This is a genomic window from Bhargavaea ginsengi (assembly GCF_900109165.1).
Taxonomy (GTDB): domain Bacteria; phylum Bacillota; class Bacilli; order Bacillales_A; family Planococcaceae; genus Bhargavaea; species Bhargavaea ginsengi.
In genome coordinates this window covers 735191-752182 of the sequence record NZ_FNZF01000001.1, presented here as the reverse complement: position 1 = coordinate 752182, position 16992 = coordinate 735191, and the positions used below count along the sequence as shown (strand labels likewise).

Genomic DNA, 16992 nt, shown 5'->3' with positions numbered 1-16992 from the left:
TTTGTCTACAGTCTGAAAGCAGCCATCCCGGCTGCTTTTCAATTTAATTTTATTTACTTGATCGTGTTTCCGCCATCGATGACAAGGTTCTCTCCGGTAATTAGGTTTGTGGCGTCGCAAGATAGGAACAGAGCGACAGCGGCGACTTCCTCGGGATAGCCGAAGCGTCCGAGCGGAATTTCCTTCATGGCTTTTTCACCTTTTTCGCCGGCCCATGCCTCTCTTCCGAGCTTGGTCAGGATAACTGTCGGGGAGATGGCGTTGACATTAATTTTATACTGGGCCCACTCGTACGCAAGTACTTTGGTCATGCCGAGCACGCCCGCTTTGCTGGCCCCGTAGGCGACATGGTTGTCGAGGGCGATAAGGGCGGCCTGGGAAGCGATGTTGACAATTTTGCCTCCGGTGCCTTGCTCGATCATGACGTTGCCGACAGCCTGGCACATCTTAAAGGAGCCCGTCAGATTCACGTCGATTGTCTTTTGCCAGTATGCGTCGGACAGGTTTTCCGCATCATCCAGTAAAGCGATTCCCGCAGAGTTTACGAGGATATCGATTTTTCCGAAGTGCTCTTTTGCTGCGCGGACAGAAGTTGCGATGCTTTCGTCGTCCGTGACATTGCAGTAGAAGCCGATTGCGTTGTCGGGGTGCATCTGTTTTGCGCAATCTGTAATGGCTTCATTCATATCCAGGAGTGCGACTTTTGCGCCTTTCTCGAGGAAAAGTTGTGCAATGGCTTCGCCGATTCCGCTGGCGCCTCCGGTAATGAGGGCTACTTTGTCTGTAATGTTAAAGTTCTTGTCAAAGCCTTGAAACTCCATGAAATCCCTTCTTTCTGGCTGGACAGGCAGCCGGATGATGTTGCGTCAGGCTCTTTATGCCTTGGTGGAGATAGAAGCCGGTTCCGCTGTGGAGAGCACGTCAACCTGCGCGGCGAGCGCTTCTTTGATCACATCATGGTCCAGCGGTGCGTCGGTGATCAGCTTATCCACGTCCTCCAGCCGTGCAAACGATGCACTGGATGACTTGCCGAGCTTGGAAGAGTCGACCAGCGCAATGATATTGGTGGCGCGTTTGGCAATCTCCTTTTTCAGGGCGACTTCGTAGAGGTTAAAGTCCTCCAAGCCGTTTTCAATCGTAAAGCCGCTGGCGGAAGTGAACATCATATCGATATTGATGGAGTCGAGCAGTTCGATGCCGAGCGTCCCTTCGATAGAAGAAGATTGGCTTGTCACGACACCGCCGACCATGATGACGATCAAATTCGGATTTTCTTTCAGCTCCAGTGCGGTGTGCAGACCCGTAGTCACGATGGTCAGCCGCATGGACAGCTTTTTAAGCTGCTTGGCCAGTTCGAGGGCGGTTGAGCTGGCATCGAGCAGCAGGCATTGCTTCGGCTTGATCAGTTCAAGCGCTTTCATTGCGATTTTCACTTTTTCTTCAATGTTTTTCTTTTGCCTGACATCGAAGCTGGTTTCAGGTTCCTGCCCCGGCTTTTCTTCGTCGAGAATGGCGCCGCCGTGGGTTCTCTTCAACATGCCCATTTTCTCCATCATGTTGAAGTCCGTACGTAAAGTGGCCTCCGATACCCTCATTTCGGAAGCTAGCTCTTTCACGGTTACTCTCTTTTTTTCTTGAAGGATCTCCATGATCCTGTCTCGCCTTTCGCTCACAAACATCTTCATGATACTCACCTTTGCTTCCATATTGTCTTAATCTTATTCCAATTTTTAAATAGAATCAATCTCGTCTGTATATATTTTCGAAAGCTTTCGTTTTGAGCATATACAGAAACTTATCAATAGAATTCAAAAATTAACTTGACAGCAAACGATGAAATAGTAGAATTAAATCAAATTAATTGAAAACGATTTCAGCTTTGGAGGAGGATTAACATGATTCATACCCTGAATACACAGCAATCCGAAAACCTGGAACTTCCCGCAACAATGAAGGCAGTTGTCGCATACGCACCGGAAGATTACCGATATGAAGAAGTCGAAACGCCAAAACTGGCGAACGAGCATGAAATCATCATTAAAGTGGAAGCGTGTGGTATCTGCGCCGGCGATATCAAAGCGTTTGACGGAGCCCCGAGCTTCTGGGGTGACGAAAAACAACCTGCTTACATCAAGGCGCCAATGATTCCGGGCCATGAGTTCGTCGGCCACGTCGTGCAGAAAGGCGATGCGGTGACCGATTTCGAAATTGGTGACCGGGTCATCTCTGAACAGATCGTTCCATGCGAAGAGTGCCGCTTCTGCAAGCGCGGACAATACTGGATGTGCGAAAAGCACGACCTTTACGGTTTCCAGAACAATGTTAACGGCGCCATGGCCGAATATATGAAATTCACCAAGGAAGGCATCAATTACAAGGTCCCTGCGGATCTCCCGATTGAAAAAGCCATTCTGATCGAACCGTATGCATGCAGCCTTCACGCGGTTCAGCGGGCGAACATCCAACTTGGGGATGTCGTCGTCCTTTCGGGCGCCGGCACACTGGGCCTCGGAATGATCGGCGCGATCAAGAAATCCGGAGCAGGCAAACTGGTCGTCCTCGACATGAAAGAAGACCGCCTGGAGCTGGCGAAGGAATTCGGCGCGGATCTCGTCCTGAATCCTGCGGAAACAGATGTTGTGCAGACGATCAAGGACATGACGGAAGGATACGGCTGCGACGTATACATCGAAGCGACCGGGCATCCTGCTTCCGTTGAGCAGGGGCTGCACGCCATCCGGAAGCTGGGCACATTCGTGGAATTCAGCGTTTTCTCGGAGCCTGTTGCAGTTGACTGGAGCATCATCAGTGACCGCAAAGAGCTGGACGTTCTCGGTTCCCACCTTGGGCCGTATTGCTATCCTCTCGCCATTGAGGGCATTGCGAACGGTGATTTCCCGACAGAAGGCGTCGTGACCCATCAGCTGGGGCTTGAAGATTTCAAAGAAGGATTCGACCTGATGAAAAAAGGCGAAAAGTCGCTGAAAGTCATTCTAAAACCTTGATGGGATAAAAGGGGAGAACGGGATGGGAAATTTAATCGGAAATCAATCGTTTCTTGACCGGATTGGAATACCTTCACACCTGATATGGGGCTATGTCGGGGTACTGATTTTCATGATGGGCGACGGGATGGAGCTGGCCTGGATCAGCCCTTATCTGGTGGATCAGGGGCTGACGGTCCAGCAGGCAGCATTCCTCACGACCGCTTACGGGGTTGCCATCGCCATCGCAGCATGGTTTTCCGGTGTCCTGGTTGAAGCCATCGGACCGAGAAAGACGATGATGCTGGGTGTCGCTTCGTATGTCATCGGACACGTGCTGTTCGTGGGACTGGCGCTTCCTTCGCTCAACTACTCGCTGATGATCCCGACCTATGCAGTCCGGGGCTTCGGTTACCCGCTGTTCGCGTATGCGTTCCTCGTATGGATCACTTACCGCACACCGGTTAATCAGCTTGGGAAGGCGGTAGGCTGGTTCTGGTTTGTATTTACCGGCGGCTTAAGCGTTTTGGGCGCTTTCTACTCCAGCTGGTCCATTCAGGCATTCGGACACATCCCGACTCTCTGGAGTGCAGTTGTCTGGGTGCTGATCGGTGCGTTCCTGGCTATTGTCGTGAACCGTGATCAATTCGACGGGGTGGAGAAAGAAGAAGGGAACAGTTCGAAGTTCAAAGAGCTGATCAATGGCCTCACCATTTTAAAACGGGAACCCAAGGTTGGGATTGCCGGAATCGTCCGGGTCATCAACCAATCCTCCCAGTATGCGTTCCCGCTGTTCCTCCCGATTTACCTCGGGGACAAAGGGATCAGCACGACGCTATGGCTGAACATCTGGGGGACGATTTTCCTCTCCAATATCATCTTTAACCTGATTTTTGGTTTCCTCGGGGACAAGCTCGGCTGGAGAAACACCGTTGCTTGGTTCGGCGCATTTGGCTGCGGGGTCTTCACGCTGATGCTGTTCTACACACCGCAGTTCTTTGAAGGCAATGTTGTACTCGTCGCAATCGTTGGGATGCTCTGGGGAGCCTGCATTGCCGGTTTCGTCCCGCTTTCCGCACTGACTCCGTCCCTAGTAGGAGACGGGGACAAGGGAGCGGCGATGTCGATCCTGAACCTCGGCGCCGGCCTGTGCGTCTTTGTCGGACCGGGACTTGTTGCCCTGTTCTATAACCTTGTCGGTACTGCCGGCCTGATGTGGATCCTGGCAGGACTGTATTTCATTGCATTCCTGTTGACGATGCTGCTGAAACTGCCGGATGAGGTGGCGAAAAAGCAGGGAGCCGAGCTGGCCGAAAGTGCAGCAACCAAGATATAAAGCAGCGTTTTGAATGGAGTGTAAATTGGATGAAGAAGCTAATGAACGATTCAAGATATGTAGTTGAAGAAATGATCGAGGGATACGTAAAAGCCCATCCCGATTACATTCGGCAATTGCCGGAAAATGACCGGTCGCTCGTCACAACGAAGGAAACGCGGGAAGGCAAGGTTGGCGTCCTGATCGGCGGCGGCTCCGGCCATGAACCCGGTTTTCTGGGCTACGTCGGCCAGGGGATGGCCGATGGCGTCGCGGTCGGCAATATCTTCGCCTCGCCTTCCCCGGATCCGATCCTGGAAGTGACAAAAGCCATCGACAAAGGCGCCGGTGTCGCGTATCTTTACGGAAACTACGCGGGAGATATCATGAACTTCGGAATGGCTGCAGAAATGGCCGACCTGGAAGAGGATATCCGTGTAGAGACGGCAATTGCAAGCGATGACGTCGCCTCCGCTCCAAAAGAAGAAAAAGAAAAGCGCCGCGGCATCGCCGGTGAGTTCTTCATCTATAAAGCAGCCGGCGCTGCAGCTGATTTCGGTTACGACTTGGATGAAGTCGTTCGTGTGGCTAAAAAAGCGAATGAAAACACACGTTCCATGGGTGTCGGCCTAAGCCCTTGCGCACTGCCGCAGACGGGTGAGCCGAGCTTTGAAATCGGTGAAGGCGAAATGGAAATCGGGCTGGGCCATCATGGCGAGCCGGGCATCGAAAAAGGCCCGCTACAAACGGCAGACCGCGTCGCTGACAGACTCGTCAACGACATCCTTGAAGACATTACGATTTCGAAGGGCGACCGTGTTGCCGTGCTGGTGAATGGCCTCGGCTCCACGCCGCTTATGGAACAGTACATCGTGTTCCGTCGCGTGGAACAGATCCTGAGCGAAAAAGGGATCGAGATTTACCGCTCCTATGTGGGGAACTATATCACGTCCCTGGAAATGGGCGGCCTGTCGGTCACGCTCATGAAGTTGGATGATGAATTGGCCAAAACGATCGATCACCCTGTTGACTGCCCGATGTTTGTTCAGAAATAGGAGGAATACAGCATGAAATTGACAGCTCAAGACTTCAGAAGCTATTTTAAGCAGATTGTTGAAATGATCGAAGAAGAGAAGGATTACCTGTGTGAACTGGACAGAAAACTCGGCGACGGCGACCACGGTGTCACCATGTCGATCGGCTGGCAGGCGGTCAATGAAAAGCTCGACAATGAGCTGAGCCAGGAGGAAGACTGCGCGAAGGTCAGCATCGTTGCGGGCAAAACGTTCCTGAGCGCGGTTGGCTCTTCCGTAGGCCCGTTGTACGCGACCGGTTTCATGCGCGGTGCAAAAGAGATCAAAGGCCAAACAGAAGTGAACGAAGAGGACCTCGTGAACTACTGGGTGGCATTCGGCAAGGGCATTCAAGAAAGAGGTCAGGCGGAAGTCGGGGACAAGACGATGGTCGACACGCTTGAACCGTTTTACCGGACCCTCGAAGAGGAATATACATCTTCCCGTGACTTTAATGCTTCGTTCGACCGGGCGGTGGAAGCTGCAAAAGCGGGGATGGAATCAACAAAGGATCTGCTCTCGAAGCGGGGACGTTCAAGCAGGCTGGGTGACCGTTCCATCGGCGCCCAGGACCCGGGTGCGACTTCGGCCTATCTGATCGTCTCGAAATTCCAAGAGTATATCCAGAACGGACTCGTTCAGGCAAAATGAAAATAAGGGAGCCAAAGTTAAAACGGCTCCTTTTTCTTTTAAATATAAGCGCAGAATTCGAAAACAAAAAGAAGCTTTAAACGAAAACAAACAAAAGGTAATTAACAGGAGGACCCACAACATGAAAATCGGCATCGGTTCAGATCATAATGCATTTCAACTAAAAGAGACCATCAAGGAATTCCTGGGGGACACGGAGCATGAAATCGTCGACTTCGGCTGCCATTCTAATTCAGCGGTTGATTATCCGGATGTAGCCTTTGAAATCTCCGAGTCAATCAGCAAGGGTGAAATCGAGCGCGGCATCCTGCTTTGCGGCACAGGGATCGGTGTGTGTATCGCTGCAAATAAATATCCGGGCATCCGGGCAGCACTGGCTCATGACGTCTACTCGGCTGAACGTGCACAGCTCAGCAACAATGCCCAGATCATCACGATGGGATCACAGATCATCGGACCGGAAGCCGCAAAGAAAGTGGTCAATGCCTACTTGAGCGTCAGCTGGGTGGAAGGCTCGAAGCGCAAAGTGGACAAGATCATCGAAAAAGAACAGGAATTCCTGAATGACAACTATAAAGAAGCTGTCGCCAGCGGCAACTGCGGAGCCAACTGAATGATTGCGGAGAAAAGGGCTGATTCCATGCAGGCACTCGTGCTGGACTTTCTTCGGGTAACAGAAAAAGCGGCCATCGAAGCTCTTCCGTGGGTGGGAAGCGGCGACAAAATGGCGGCAGATGCATCCGCCACCAACGAGATGCGTAAACAGCTGAATCGGATAGAAATGCAAGGAACCATTGTCATCGGCGAAGGGGAGATCGACGAAGCCCCGATGCTTTTCATCGGAGAAACGCTCGGGCAGGCGAGTTCCCCGGAAATAGACATCGCCGTCGATCCCATTGAAGGGACAACTCCTGCCGTGAACGGGCAAAATAATTCCCTGACAGTGATTGCCGCGGCACCTAAGGGAACGCTGCTGCATGCCCCTGATATGTATATGAAGAAAATTGCGGTGGGCCCAAAAGCAAAAGGGAAGATCAATCTTGATGCGCCGATCACCGAAACGCTCGAAGCCGTCGCCGAAGCCAACGGAAAACAGGTGAGAGAACTGACGGTCATGATCCAGGACCGGCCGAGGCACCGTGAAGTCATTGAGGAAATCCGCAGCACCGGTGCACGTGTGAACCTGTTTCAGGATGGGGATGTCATTTCATCGGTCGCCACCTGCATCGAGCAGGCGAATGTGGATCTGTTCTATGGCATCGGAGGCGCTCCGGAGGGTGTATTGGCCGCTGTGGCCGTCCGCTCACTGGGCGGGGAAGTTCAGGCGAAGCTGATGCCCCGAAATGAAAAGGAAAAAGAGCGGTGCAGCAAAATGGGGGTCGACACGGACCGGGTCCTGCAGCACGATGATCTGGTTTCCACCGATGAATGCCTGTTTATCGCAACGGGGATCACCGATAACCTGCTTGTGGGAGGCATTGAAACCATGAACGGAAAATATGCCGTGAACTCCATGGTTGTAACGGGCACCGACTGCGAAGTCAGGTACATGAGAAGCATCCATTCCATGGCTCCTGATGTGTAAGTCCGGAGGATGATCTATCCATGGGGCTGTCCGAAAAGTATATTTCCAACATAATCAAACAGCAGTGGCTCTGGTCGCTTTCCGCGGGCGTTGCCTTAGCCTCCTCGGACTCCGTCCTGCGGGGTCTTCGGCTAACGCTATTCCCGCAGGAGTCTCCCGACGCCACTGCTGTTTGCCATAGATACAAGAATTTAATTACTTATTGGACAGCCCCTTCTTTAATTAGGGAGGGAAAGCGGATGAACTATCTGATTGGCGTTGATATCGGGACGCAGGGTACGAAGGCCGTACTGATTGATGAAAAAGGGACGGTACTCGCACACAGCTATAAAGGCTATGAAGTAGAAACTCCGCGCCACTCCTGGGCCGAACAATGGCCGGATGTATGGGAGGAAGCCACCTGGCAGACGATCTCCCAAGTGATCGCCAAAGCCGGTGTGGCTCCGGAGAATATCAAAGCAGTCGGTGTAAGCAGTCTGTACGGCGGCTCGGGAATACCGGTCGATAAAAAGATGGAATCGGTCGGGCCCTGCATCATTTGGATGGACCGGCGGGCGGAGCCCGAGACGGAATGGGTACGGGAAAACATCGACTCTGACGAACTGTTTGCGGTCACCGGCAATTCCGTGAATTCATATTTTGGCTTCACGAAGATTCTATGGTATAAAAACAACCGCCCTGATATTTGGGACAGGATCCATCACTTCGTTCCGCCCTGCTCCTATATCGTCCATAAACTGACGGATACGGTCGCCGTCGATTATTCTTCGGCGGGCAATATCGGCGGCGTCTTTGATATCCGAAGAAAAGAATGGTCTGCCGAGATGATGGAACAGCTTGGCATTCCGGCATCCTTCATGCCGGAGCGACTGGTCGCCTCCACCGAAGTTGCCGGTCATGTGACGGATGAGGCTGCAAAACGCACAGGGCTTGCTGCCGGGATCCCTGTAGTCATTGGGGGAGTCGATGCTCCGGTTGCCACACTCGGCGCGGGCGCGCTGGAGGAAGGTAACCATGTCGCGATGCTCGGGACGTCGATGTGCTGGGGGTTTGTGACGGACCGGGCCAATCTGTCGCCCGGCCTCGTCAGCATGCCGCACGTACTGAATCCGGAGGAAAAAATCTATACCTTCGGGGGAGCCTCCACAGCAGGCGCAATTGCCAGTTGGTTCAAAGACACCCTGGGCCAGAGCGAAACGCTGGCCGCGGAACTGACGGGCATCAACCCGTATACGTTGCTCGATACAGAAGCGATGAACGTGCCTGCGGGATCAAACGGACTCCTTGTCCTTCCATACTTTATGGGGGAGCGGAGCCCCATCTGGGACAGCCATGCACGAGGAGCTATTATTGGACTCACCTTGCTGCACAAAAAGGCGGATATTTATAAAGCCCTCATGGAAAGCGTGGCCTACGCCCTCCGTCATAACATGGAAGAAGTACACGGCGCGGAAATCAGACTGGACAAAGAGCTCACCATCGTCGGCGGAGTATCCAAGTCCCTCGTCTGGCCGCAGATTATCGCGGATGTGACCGGTCGTCCGGTCAAAGTCGTCAAAGACGACGTCGAAGCCCCCTTGGCAGATGCCCTCCTCGCCGGCATTGCCACCAAAACCATTTCAGGTCCGGAAGTCGTCAAAGAATGGCTTGAATACGGACCGCTGATTGAGCCGGACGCTGCCAACCATGCAGTTTACACCGAGTACTACAGGCAGTACCTGAACCTGTATCAAAATATTAAAGGTTCCCTTCATGAGATTGCGGAACTTCAGAAGATGGAGGCCGGCGGGGAAGTGAGCCGGTGATCTTACTCTGAAGGTGAATCAAACTGGATAGAGGCAAAAGAAAAGCAGCCGCTCGGGCTGCTTTTTCATTCCTCAATAATTCAACTGTTTCCCGGAAGTGGTCAGATTTGGTTCCGGTTCTTCAAAGTCTCCAAGTTCTTCATGCTCTTCGTACTGCGTAATCGTCCGGGTATCCGGCGAGAAGATGGAGAGCACCAGGGAGATCAGGAGGCCGAAAATCATGAAGCCGCCGAACAGGTACGGAGCGGCGCCGAACTGGTCTCCCATGGATGGGGTGATGGAGAGGTATGAGGTTAACGAGTGATTACCCTTGTTGCTCGAGTGTTTACCAAGCCCCGACTCCCATATATCTGTCCATACAAAAAGGACGAACCCGTCAAAAGGTTCGTCCTTCTCTTCATTATTCATTTACTTTCAATCAGAACGGACCCCAGTCCATCCAAACACCGATGACAAGGAAGATGATTGCGATAACAGACCAGATCAGCAGCAGAGGTGCAACGAATTTAGCCCATTTTGTCCACGGTACACCGGCGACAGCGAGGCAGGCCATCAGTACGCCGGAAGTCGGGGTGATGACGTTGGTAAAGCCATCCCCCATTTTGTAAGCCTGGACCGCGATCTGGCGCGGGACATCCATGATGTCGGCAAGCGGCGTCATGATCGGCATGACGATGACCGCCTGTCCGCTACCGGATGTGACCAGGAAGTTGAAGAGTGCGTTTGCGATGAACATGGCGACGGCTCCTGTGGCGCTGGTGAACGGCGCCATCATAGCAGCCATGCCTTCAACGATGGTATCAAGGATTTTTCCGTTCTCGAGGATGACAACGATGGAGCGGGCCATCCCGATGATCAATGCGCCATATACGAGCCCTTTGGCACCGTTGAAGAATTCAGCAACCAGTCGGTTTGGTGTAATGCGGTCGATGAAGGCAGTACCGACAGCGATGATCAGGAAGATGGCGGCCATTTCATTCAGGCCCCATTGGTGCTGGAATACGCCATAGACATAGATTCCAATTCCGATGACGAGCCAGAGCAGGACCAACTTGTGGACACCGGTCATTTCGACATCAGTATCCGCCTGCCCTTTTTCCACTTTCGGGAAAGGATTATCGCTCAGGACACCTTTGGAAGGATCTCTTTGAATCTTTTTTGCGTACCAGAATATATAGAGAATCGTGGCTAATACGACAGTGGCATAGATGACAATCCGGTAGCCGACTCCGGAGAAAATCGGAAGTTCAGCAATTTGCTGGGCGGTTCCGACCGTCAGCGGATCAAGGAATGCGGTAGCGAATCCTGAATAGGCGCCGAGATAGATGATGGATACACCGACGATGGCGTCAAATTTCATGGAGCGGGCAAGGATGATGCCGATTGGGATAAAGGCGATGACCGCATTGACGACAATACCCAGAGCGCCGAAAACAGAGAACAGTACCATGACGCCCGCAATCAGTATCAATTCCTTATTCTTGGTTTTCTCAATGGTTTTCAGGATCAGTGCATCAATCGCACCGGTTGCTTCAATGACAGCAAACGATCCGCCGATGATCAGAACCAGGAAAATCAGTGGAGCAGCCGCGATCATCCCTTCCTGGATGGCCAGAAAGACATCCATGAGGCCGGCGGGTTCCGAATCGATTTGTGAGTAGCTGCCCGGAACGACAACCGTGGCGGTATCTGTTTCTTCTCTTTCATATTCCCCTGCAGGGACAACCCATGTCATGATGGCTGCCAGCGCCAGGATAATGAAAAGGATGACATAAGCATCCGGCAATGTCGCAAACCTCTTTTTCAACGAAATCACTCCCTTTGTGCTAAATCTTCTGAAGTTTATTTGACTAATGAAAATAATAAACCTTATAATTTATTTTGGCAATATTAAATTATTTGATTCATAGGAGGCCCGTGATGCCTTATCGTGAAAAAATAAGAAATTCGTTTGATTCATTGACACCCGGCTTGAAAAAAGTAGGGGAAGTCCTGCTGGCGAATCCCATCCTCTTTGCCACTCGGCCTGCGAAGCAGATTGCCGAAGTATTGGGTGTAAGCGAGACGATGGTCGTCCGCTTTTCAAAGGCGATCGGTTTTGACGGGTTCGGAGAATTGCAGAAAGATATCCAGCAGACGCTACTGGCCGGTCCTGTTGTGGCAGATGAAAGTGCGGGAGATACAGAAAATCCTTTTGGCCGCATCATGGGCAGTGACGTGCGGAATATCCAGAAAGCCGCAGCAGAATTGGATACGGACATCGGCCGCAAGTTCGTCGACATCCTCTCTGAGTCTGAGACTGTTCAGGTTGTCGGGTATTATCAGTCGTTCCCGTTTGCCCATTGGTTTGCTTTTCTGCTGAACACTCTGACGGGGACAGCCGCCTTATATCGTCCTGAGACGGACATTGGGATTATTAAGAAAGGCAGCGGACATTGTGTCGTGATCTTCTCTTATTATCGCTATGCGCTGGGCACAATCAGGCTGGCGGAAGAGGCAAGGGATAACGGAAATCAAGTGCTCGTGATTACAGATTCTTCTCATTCCCCGGTTGTCCGGTACGCGGACCATGCGCTGGTGCTGCCGGGGGCTGAAAGGTCGGTTTTAGAAAAGGGGCCTGTTACGTTTTCGGTGATGAATACTTTGTTGCTGCACGTTGCCAAAAAGCTTGGGAAACTGGATTTCATCAATCCTGCGAATCAATATTATGTGAAATAAGAGAGGGGATTTTCGTAATGACAGAATTGAAGAGTAGAGTGATGGAGACGTTCGAACATTTCCATGCATATCCCGAACTGAGCTGGGAGGAGAAGGAAACAACCAAAACGGTTGCTGAACTGCTGGCGGAAGCCGGATGCCGGATCCGAACATTCGAGGATTGCACGGGCGTGATCGGGGATATCGGAAACTTCTCTGATGGAGCTCCTGTTATTGCCGTCCGGGCAGACATGGATGCCCTGTATCAAGAAGTTCAGGGGGAAATGCGGGCCAATCATTCCTGCGGCCATGACGCCCATATGACCATGGTCCTAGGCACGATGTGGAAGCTCCGACAGCAACCAGAACTCCTCGAAAAAGTCGGTGTACGCTTTATTTTCCAGCCGGCAGAAGAAGTGGGGACCGGTGCACTTAAGCTGGTCGAAAAGGGTGTCGTGGACGACGTGGACTATTACTACGGTATCCATCTGCGTCCACACCAGGAGACATCGGATGGCAAAGCCGCTCCGGCAATCGTGCACGGGGCAACCGGCGCAATCGCCTTTGAAATCAGAGGGGACGATGCACACGGAGCACGTCCGCACCTGACACATAATGCAGTGGAGATCGGTACCTATCTCGTCAATGCATTCCACACCATTCACCTGGATCCGAATGTACCGCACACTGCAAAAGTCACGAGGTTCCTGGCAGGCGGCCGGAACATCAATATTATCCCGGGCAATGCATCGGTCGCATTGGACATCCGTGCGCAGACAAACGAAGCCATGACACAGCTCCGTTCAAGAATCCTGGAAATCATCCAATCCGCGCGGGATCTGTTCAATGTTGAAATCAATATTACCGATGACTTCGGAATCGCAGCGGCGGAAGTCCATCCGGATGCGGAAGAAGTCGCCCGGCAGGCCATTGTCCGGACAATCGGAGAAAACAACCTGACCGAACCGATCATCACCCCGGGAGGAGACGACTTCCACTTCTATACCATCAAACGCCCGCATCTGAAAGCGACTATGGTGGGCCTGGGCTGCGGACTGGCACCGGGACTCCATCACCCGGACATGACATTTAACCGCGAGGCCATGATGAACGGGATTGAAATCCTCAGTGAGATCATTGCAATTCACGCGGAGCGGGTGAAAGAAAGCTGATTCGTTCCAATTGAAATAAGTTGTGGTAAACAGGTGTGAATCACAACCTCGGCCTATCTGAACTCCCACCATGCAGGCCTGAGTTACAACGAACGCCACCTGAGTTCTCACCAAATCAAAAAAGCCGGCAGCCCTTCGAAAAGGGTTGCCGGCTTCTTTTATACATTCGCCAGGTCGACTTCGAATTCGGTTCCCCAGGCGCTGAGGCCGTCCCATACGCGTGGCTTGAGCGGAAGGAATTCGTGCCATGGGCGGGGTTCGTAGATTCCGAGTTCCGGGACGTAGACGTCCATGTCGGTGAACAGTTCGACGACGTTGCCGTCCGGGTCATAGTGATAGGTGGCGATGTTGTGGCCGGAGGTGTGGCGGGACGGGCCCCAGATGACGGGGTGGCCGTGTTTGGCCAGCAAGTCGCTGCTGATGGTGTGGTGGCTGGCGTCTTTGAGTTGGAACGCGATATGGTGCAGCGTCTGGCTTTTGGTTTCGGACGCGACAATGTTGATGACATGGTGGTCGGTGTTGCAGGTGAGAAAGTTGGCGAAGTCTTCGCCGATCTGGTCGCTGAACATGAACCCGAGTGCGTCCTCGTAGAATTTAATGACATTCTTGAAGTCTTTTGCATAGAAGGCAAGGTGGCCGAGTTTCTGCGGGACGATGCCCGATTGGCCGAAGCCTGGCGCAGGATGCTCGATTTCATTAAAGATGTGGACAGTGTTGCCGTCCGGGTCATGGAGTTCGACCAGTTCGGAAACGCCCGGGATAGCGTCCGTTTTCACGATAGAAGAGATGCCGATTTCTTTGAGTTCGGCTTGGACTTCTTCGTGTGTCAGCTTTCCGTCCAGCTGGTAGCCGTAGCTCAGGACTTTTTTCTCCAGGGCAGGGGTGATGATGATGTTGTGGTGGTCGAAGCCGTTGCTCAGATAAATGACGCCGCTTTCTTCTTTCGTCAGGACATATCCCATCGTACGGATATAGTAATCCTTCAACTTTTCAGCGTTTGGGGAAGCGAAATTCACGTACACCAGCCGGAATGCTTTCACGTTTGTCATAGTCATCTACCTCCTGATTTATCGGGCATTCGCCAAGTTTGTCTGTTGGGTAAGCTGTTCGGAAAGGCCTTGGATCAATGTTGGCAGTTCTTCTTTCTGTCCTCGGACACCATAAATGTAGAAATCCGGACGGTACAGGGCGACTTCAGCGCCGTTGCTTCGGAAGAATTCTTCATATGTTCCGTCAGTATCAATCACTGCAGCCGGTTCAGGCTGATCTTTCGGGACAACTTTGGCGAACACCGTTCCGATGTCCTCAAGCATCTGAATCTGCTGGTCATTCAGCAGCTCTTTCGGATCATGGTTCCATCCCGCAAGCACCCAGCCTTGGCCGACGACGTCATCAAATAATCCGGTCTTGCCGTCGAACTCGACTACTCCTTGAGGGGAAAGATGCCCGGTCAATCCGACCTCTTTTTCGCTTCCGCTCCTGTCGAATACACCTTCTGTGAGCGTCGGGAAAGCGGGGAACGGAGGGAAGTTTCCGCTCAGGAACTGTTCATCCCGCTGTTTTGCGCGTTCCACGTCTGTGGTGCAAATGATTTTCCCGAGGTAAATGGCAGCCTCGATCAGCTTTTCCATATGGGGCTTCCGCTCTTCCGTGTAGGAATCCAGAATCGAGTCATCAGTGACGCCTTTCAGAAGGAGATCCATCTTCCAGGCCAGATTGGCGGCGTCCCGGATGCCGGATGACATGCCCTGTCCCATGAAAGGCGGGGTGAGGTGAGCGGCGTCTCCGGCCAGAAACAGCCGGTTTTTACGCCATTGGTCGACCCACTTGGCCTTGAATGTATAGACCGCATGGCGTTCCATCTTTGCATTTCCGGGATGGATGCCCCACGACTTCAGGAGATCCCATGCGACCTCTTCGCTTTTGAACTCTTCCTTGGTTTCGCCGGGAAGGAGCATGAATTCCCAGCGCCTCCTGCCGGGACCGCCGGACACACAGGTGGTCGGCCGCTTCGGATCGCAGACCTGCAGGTTCATCGGGTTGAATTCCATATCTTCTGTCGGGATGATGTCCACGATGAGGAAGTCATTGTAGAATCCGAGATCGGTGATGGTGTGCTCCATGTTGTCACGGACAAAACTGTTCGCGCCATCACAGCCGATGACATACTTGGCGGCCGTATTGATCACTTCACCGTTGATGGACTTGAACAAGACGTTGACCTGATCTTCGTGCTCATCGAGATGAATCGCGTTGTAGCCGAGATTGATATTAACTGAAGGTAGGCTTTCACAGGCTTCATTCATGATCGTTTCCAGTTCGGCCTGGTTGAACAGCATGTCAGCCGGCCAGCCGGATATGCCGTCCTGCGACCAGTCGATTTCGAGGAGGGGAACCCGGTCTGCGTTGCACCAGACGTAGTTGTCAGGCACCTTTACTGAAATCCTCTGAATGTCCTCGACAGGGCAGATTTTCTGAAGCAGGCGAGTAATTTCGTGATCATATTTCACCGCCCGGGGCAGCCCATAGGGACGGTCATGCCGTTCGAAAACACCGACTTTCCAGCCTTTCTGCCCAAGCAGGGCGGAAACCATTTTGCCGACCGGGCCATAGCCGATCACGATCACGTCATAAGCGTGTGTATTCGTCATGTTTAACCTCCATCTTCATATGAGTGCAAGCGCATACAATTTGGCCGTGGGTGCAGGGCACCCCATTGATTTAAGCCTTGGAAGAGACGAGAGCGGGTGCCTGTACCTTGTTTTTCTGTTCGCCGAGATCGATTGTCCCGTCTGCGCTCTTGATGCTTGTGCGGATCACATCGCCGTCTTTCAGATAACGGTTGCTTTTGCTTTGGGCTTCAATGAGCACTTCCAGACGTTGGTTGGCATCGATGGTCGGATTGGAGACGGTGGCCAGCAGCTCAGGAGTCAGGTTAAGCGCCACGCCGCCGGTTGTACCGGAAAGGATCATATCGCCTTTATCAAAGTCCATGACGCCGGACAGTTCAGCAATCGTTTCGGCCGGCTTGAACAGCAGCTGTTCCGTGTTGGCTTCCTGGCGGATCTCGTCATTCACCCAAAGTTTGAGCTCAAGGTTGTGGATGTTCGGAATGTCTTCCTTGTCCAGCAGGTAAAGGTAGGGGCCGGTAGGGCAGAACGTGCGGTAGCTTTTGCCTTTAAGCCACTGTCCCTGGACAAGCTGGACGTCCCTCGCGGAAATATCGTTGGCCACGACGAGTCCTGCCAAATATTCATGAAGGTTGTCGTCTGTGACTGCCGTTTCTTCCGTAATGTCCTTGCCGATCACGAGTCCGAGTTCGATTTCATAATCGAGGAGCTTGACGTGTTCAGGGCTCACAACTGTGTCATAGGCACCGGTGAGGGAGCTGTTCGCCTTGCCGAAAATCATGTTGAACGGCGGGCGCTTGGCTTCCATGCCGGCTTCAGCGCGGTGCGTGGAGTAGTTGGCCCCTTGGCAGACGATTTTCGCCGGCTTGGTGACCGGGCTCAGGAGGGTGACTTCGGAAAGTGCTACTGTTTGGAGCGTATCGTTGTTAAGCACGTCTCTTGCTTCTGCTTGTCCATTCTCAAGGAATTTGGCAAGCGTTTTGGAGCTGTTGTTCAGAACCTTTACGTTCTCCCCGTCAACGACGCCCCATTTGTTTGTCCCCTGATGTTCAAAACGTACCAGTTTAATCCCCATCTTCA

At 52.6% G+C, this 16992-nt stretch carries 16 protein-coding genes; 9 read left to right on the top strand and 7 right to left on the bottom strand.

The features are described from left to right. Positions 1 to 53 precede the first annotated feature (53 nt). The gene (locus BMX91_RS03550; RefSeq protein ID WP_092050005.1) at positions 54 to 821 is read right to left on the bottom strand and encodes an SDR family oxidoreductase; all 768 of its coding nucleotides are present in this window, start codon (positions 819 to 821) and stop codon (positions 54 to 56) included. A gap of 54 nt (positions 822 to 875) precedes the next feature. Beyond that, the gene (locus BMX91_RS03545; RefSeq protein ID WP_092050774.1) at positions 876 to 1685 is read right to left on the bottom strand and encodes a DeoR/GlpR family DNA-binding transcription regulator; all 810 of its coding nucleotides are present in this window, start codon (positions 1683 to 1685) and stop codon (positions 876 to 878) included. A gap of 210 nt (positions 1686 to 1895) precedes the next feature. Here BMX91_RS03545 and BMX91_RS03540 point away from each other — a divergent pair, with 210 nt between their 5' ends. The 7 genes from BMX91_RS03540 (at position 1896) to BMX91_RS03510 (ending at position 9413) form a co-directional block, all read left to right on the top strand. Further along, on the top strand, positions 1896 to 3005 hold the full coding sequence (locus BMX91_RS03540) for an MDR/zinc-dependent alcohol dehydrogenase-like family protein (protein ID WP_177168252.1): 1110 nt from the start codon (positions 1896 to 1898) through the stop codon (positions 3003 to 3005). A 22-nt stretch (positions 3006 to 3027) separates the two neighbouring features. Continuing rightward, positions 3028 to 4320 (top strand): MFS transporter, encoded by a 1293-nt coding sequence (locus tag BMX91_RS03535; RefSeq protein ID WP_092050003.1) that lies wholly within the window; start codon positions 3028 to 3030, stop codon positions 4318 to 4320. A gap of 29 nt (positions 4321 to 4349) precedes the next feature. Then, entirely contained in the window at positions 4350 to 5354 is a 1005-nt protein-coding gene (locus BMX91_RS03530) for a dihydroxyacetone kinase subunit DhaK (protein WP_092050001.1), read from the top strand. A gap of 12 nt (positions 5355 to 5366) precedes the next feature. Further along, a complete protein-coding gene (dhaL, locus tag BMX91_RS03525; RefSeq protein WP_092049999.1) occupies positions 5367 to 6023 on the top strand; it encodes a dihydroxyacetone kinase subunit DhaL in 657 nt (218 codons plus the stop codon). Positions 6024 to 6144: 121 nt separating this feature from the next. Further along, positions 6145 to 6636, top strand: a complete 492-nt coding sequence (rpiB, locus tag BMX91_RS03520) for a ribose 5-phosphate isomerase B (RefSeq protein ID WP_092049996.1) — start codon at positions 6145 to 6147, stop codon at positions 6634 to 6636. Next, positions 6637 to 7608, top strand: coding sequence for a class II fructose-bisphosphatase (gene glpX, locus BMX91_RS03515; RefSeq protein ID WP_092049995.1), 972 nt, complete (start codon positions 6637 to 6639; stop codon positions 7606 to 7608). It abuts the gene before it with no gap. Between the two features lie 239 nt (positions 7609 to 7847). Beyond that, complete coding sequence (locus tag BMX91_RS03510) at positions 7848 to 9413, top strand: FGGY-family carbohydrate kinase (RefSeq protein ID WP_092049992.1); 1566 nt, start codon at positions 7848 to 7850, stop codon at positions 9411 to 9413. A gap of 72 nt (positions 9414 to 9485) precedes the next feature. On the opposite strand, the gene BMX91_RS03505 is transcribed toward BMX91_RS03510, so the two are convergent. After that, the gene (locus BMX91_RS03505) at positions 9486 to 9821 is read right to left on the bottom strand and encodes a hypothetical protein (RefSeq protein ID WP_092049990.1); all 336 of its coding nucleotides are present in this window, start codon (positions 9819 to 9821) and stop codon (positions 9486 to 9488) included. 10 nt (positions 9822 to 9831) lie between these two features. Next, positions 9832 to 11220, bottom strand: coding sequence for a YfcC family protein (locus tag BMX91_RS03500; protein ID WP_245744228.1), 1389 nt, complete (start codon positions 11218 to 11220; stop codon positions 9832 to 9834). A 113-nt stretch (positions 11221 to 11333) separates the two neighbouring features. Between BMX91_RS03500 and BMX91_RS03495 the strand changes: the two genes are divergently transcribed. Then, positions 11334 to 12131, top strand: coding sequence for a MurR/RpiR family transcriptional regulator (locus BMX91_RS03495; protein ID WP_092049986.1), 798 nt, complete (start codon positions 11334 to 11336; stop codon positions 12129 to 12131). Positions 12132 to 12148: 17 nt separating this feature from the next. Beyond that, positions 12149 to 13282, top strand: coding sequence for a M20 peptidase aminoacylase family protein (locus BMX91_RS03490; RefSeq protein WP_092049984.1), 1134 nt, complete (start codon positions 12149 to 12151; stop codon positions 13280 to 13282). A gap of 158 nt (positions 13283 to 13440) precedes the next feature. Here the strand turns inward: BMX91_RS03490 and BMX91_RS03485 are convergent, their stop codons facing one another. The 3 genes from BMX91_RS03485 to BMX91_RS03475 all read right to left on the bottom strand — a co-directional run bounded on the left by BMX91_RS03485 (position 13441) and on the right by BMX91_RS03475 (position 16987). Then, positions 13441 to 14331: a VOC family protein gene (locus tag BMX91_RS03485; RefSeq protein ID WP_177168251.1), complete on the bottom strand. Its 891-nt coding sequence runs from the start codon at positions 14329 to 14331 to the stop codon at positions 13441 to 13443. An 18-nt stretch (positions 14332 to 14349) separates the two neighbouring features. Beyond that, complete coding sequence (mhpA, locus tag BMX91_RS03480; protein WP_092049980.1) at positions 14350 to 15933, bottom strand: bifunctional 3-(3-hydroxy-phenyl)propionate/3-hydroxycinnamic acid hydroxylase MhpA; 1584 nt, start codon at positions 15931 to 15933, stop codon at positions 14350 to 14352. A gap of 70 nt (positions 15934 to 16003) precedes the next feature. Continuing rightward, positions 16004 to 16987 (bottom strand): fumarylacetoacetate hydrolase family protein, encoded by a 984-nt coding sequence (locus BMX91_RS03475; protein WP_092049978.1) that lies wholly within the window; start codon positions 16985 to 16987, stop codon positions 16004 to 16006. Between the last annotated feature and the right edge of the window lie 5 nt (positions 16988 to 16992).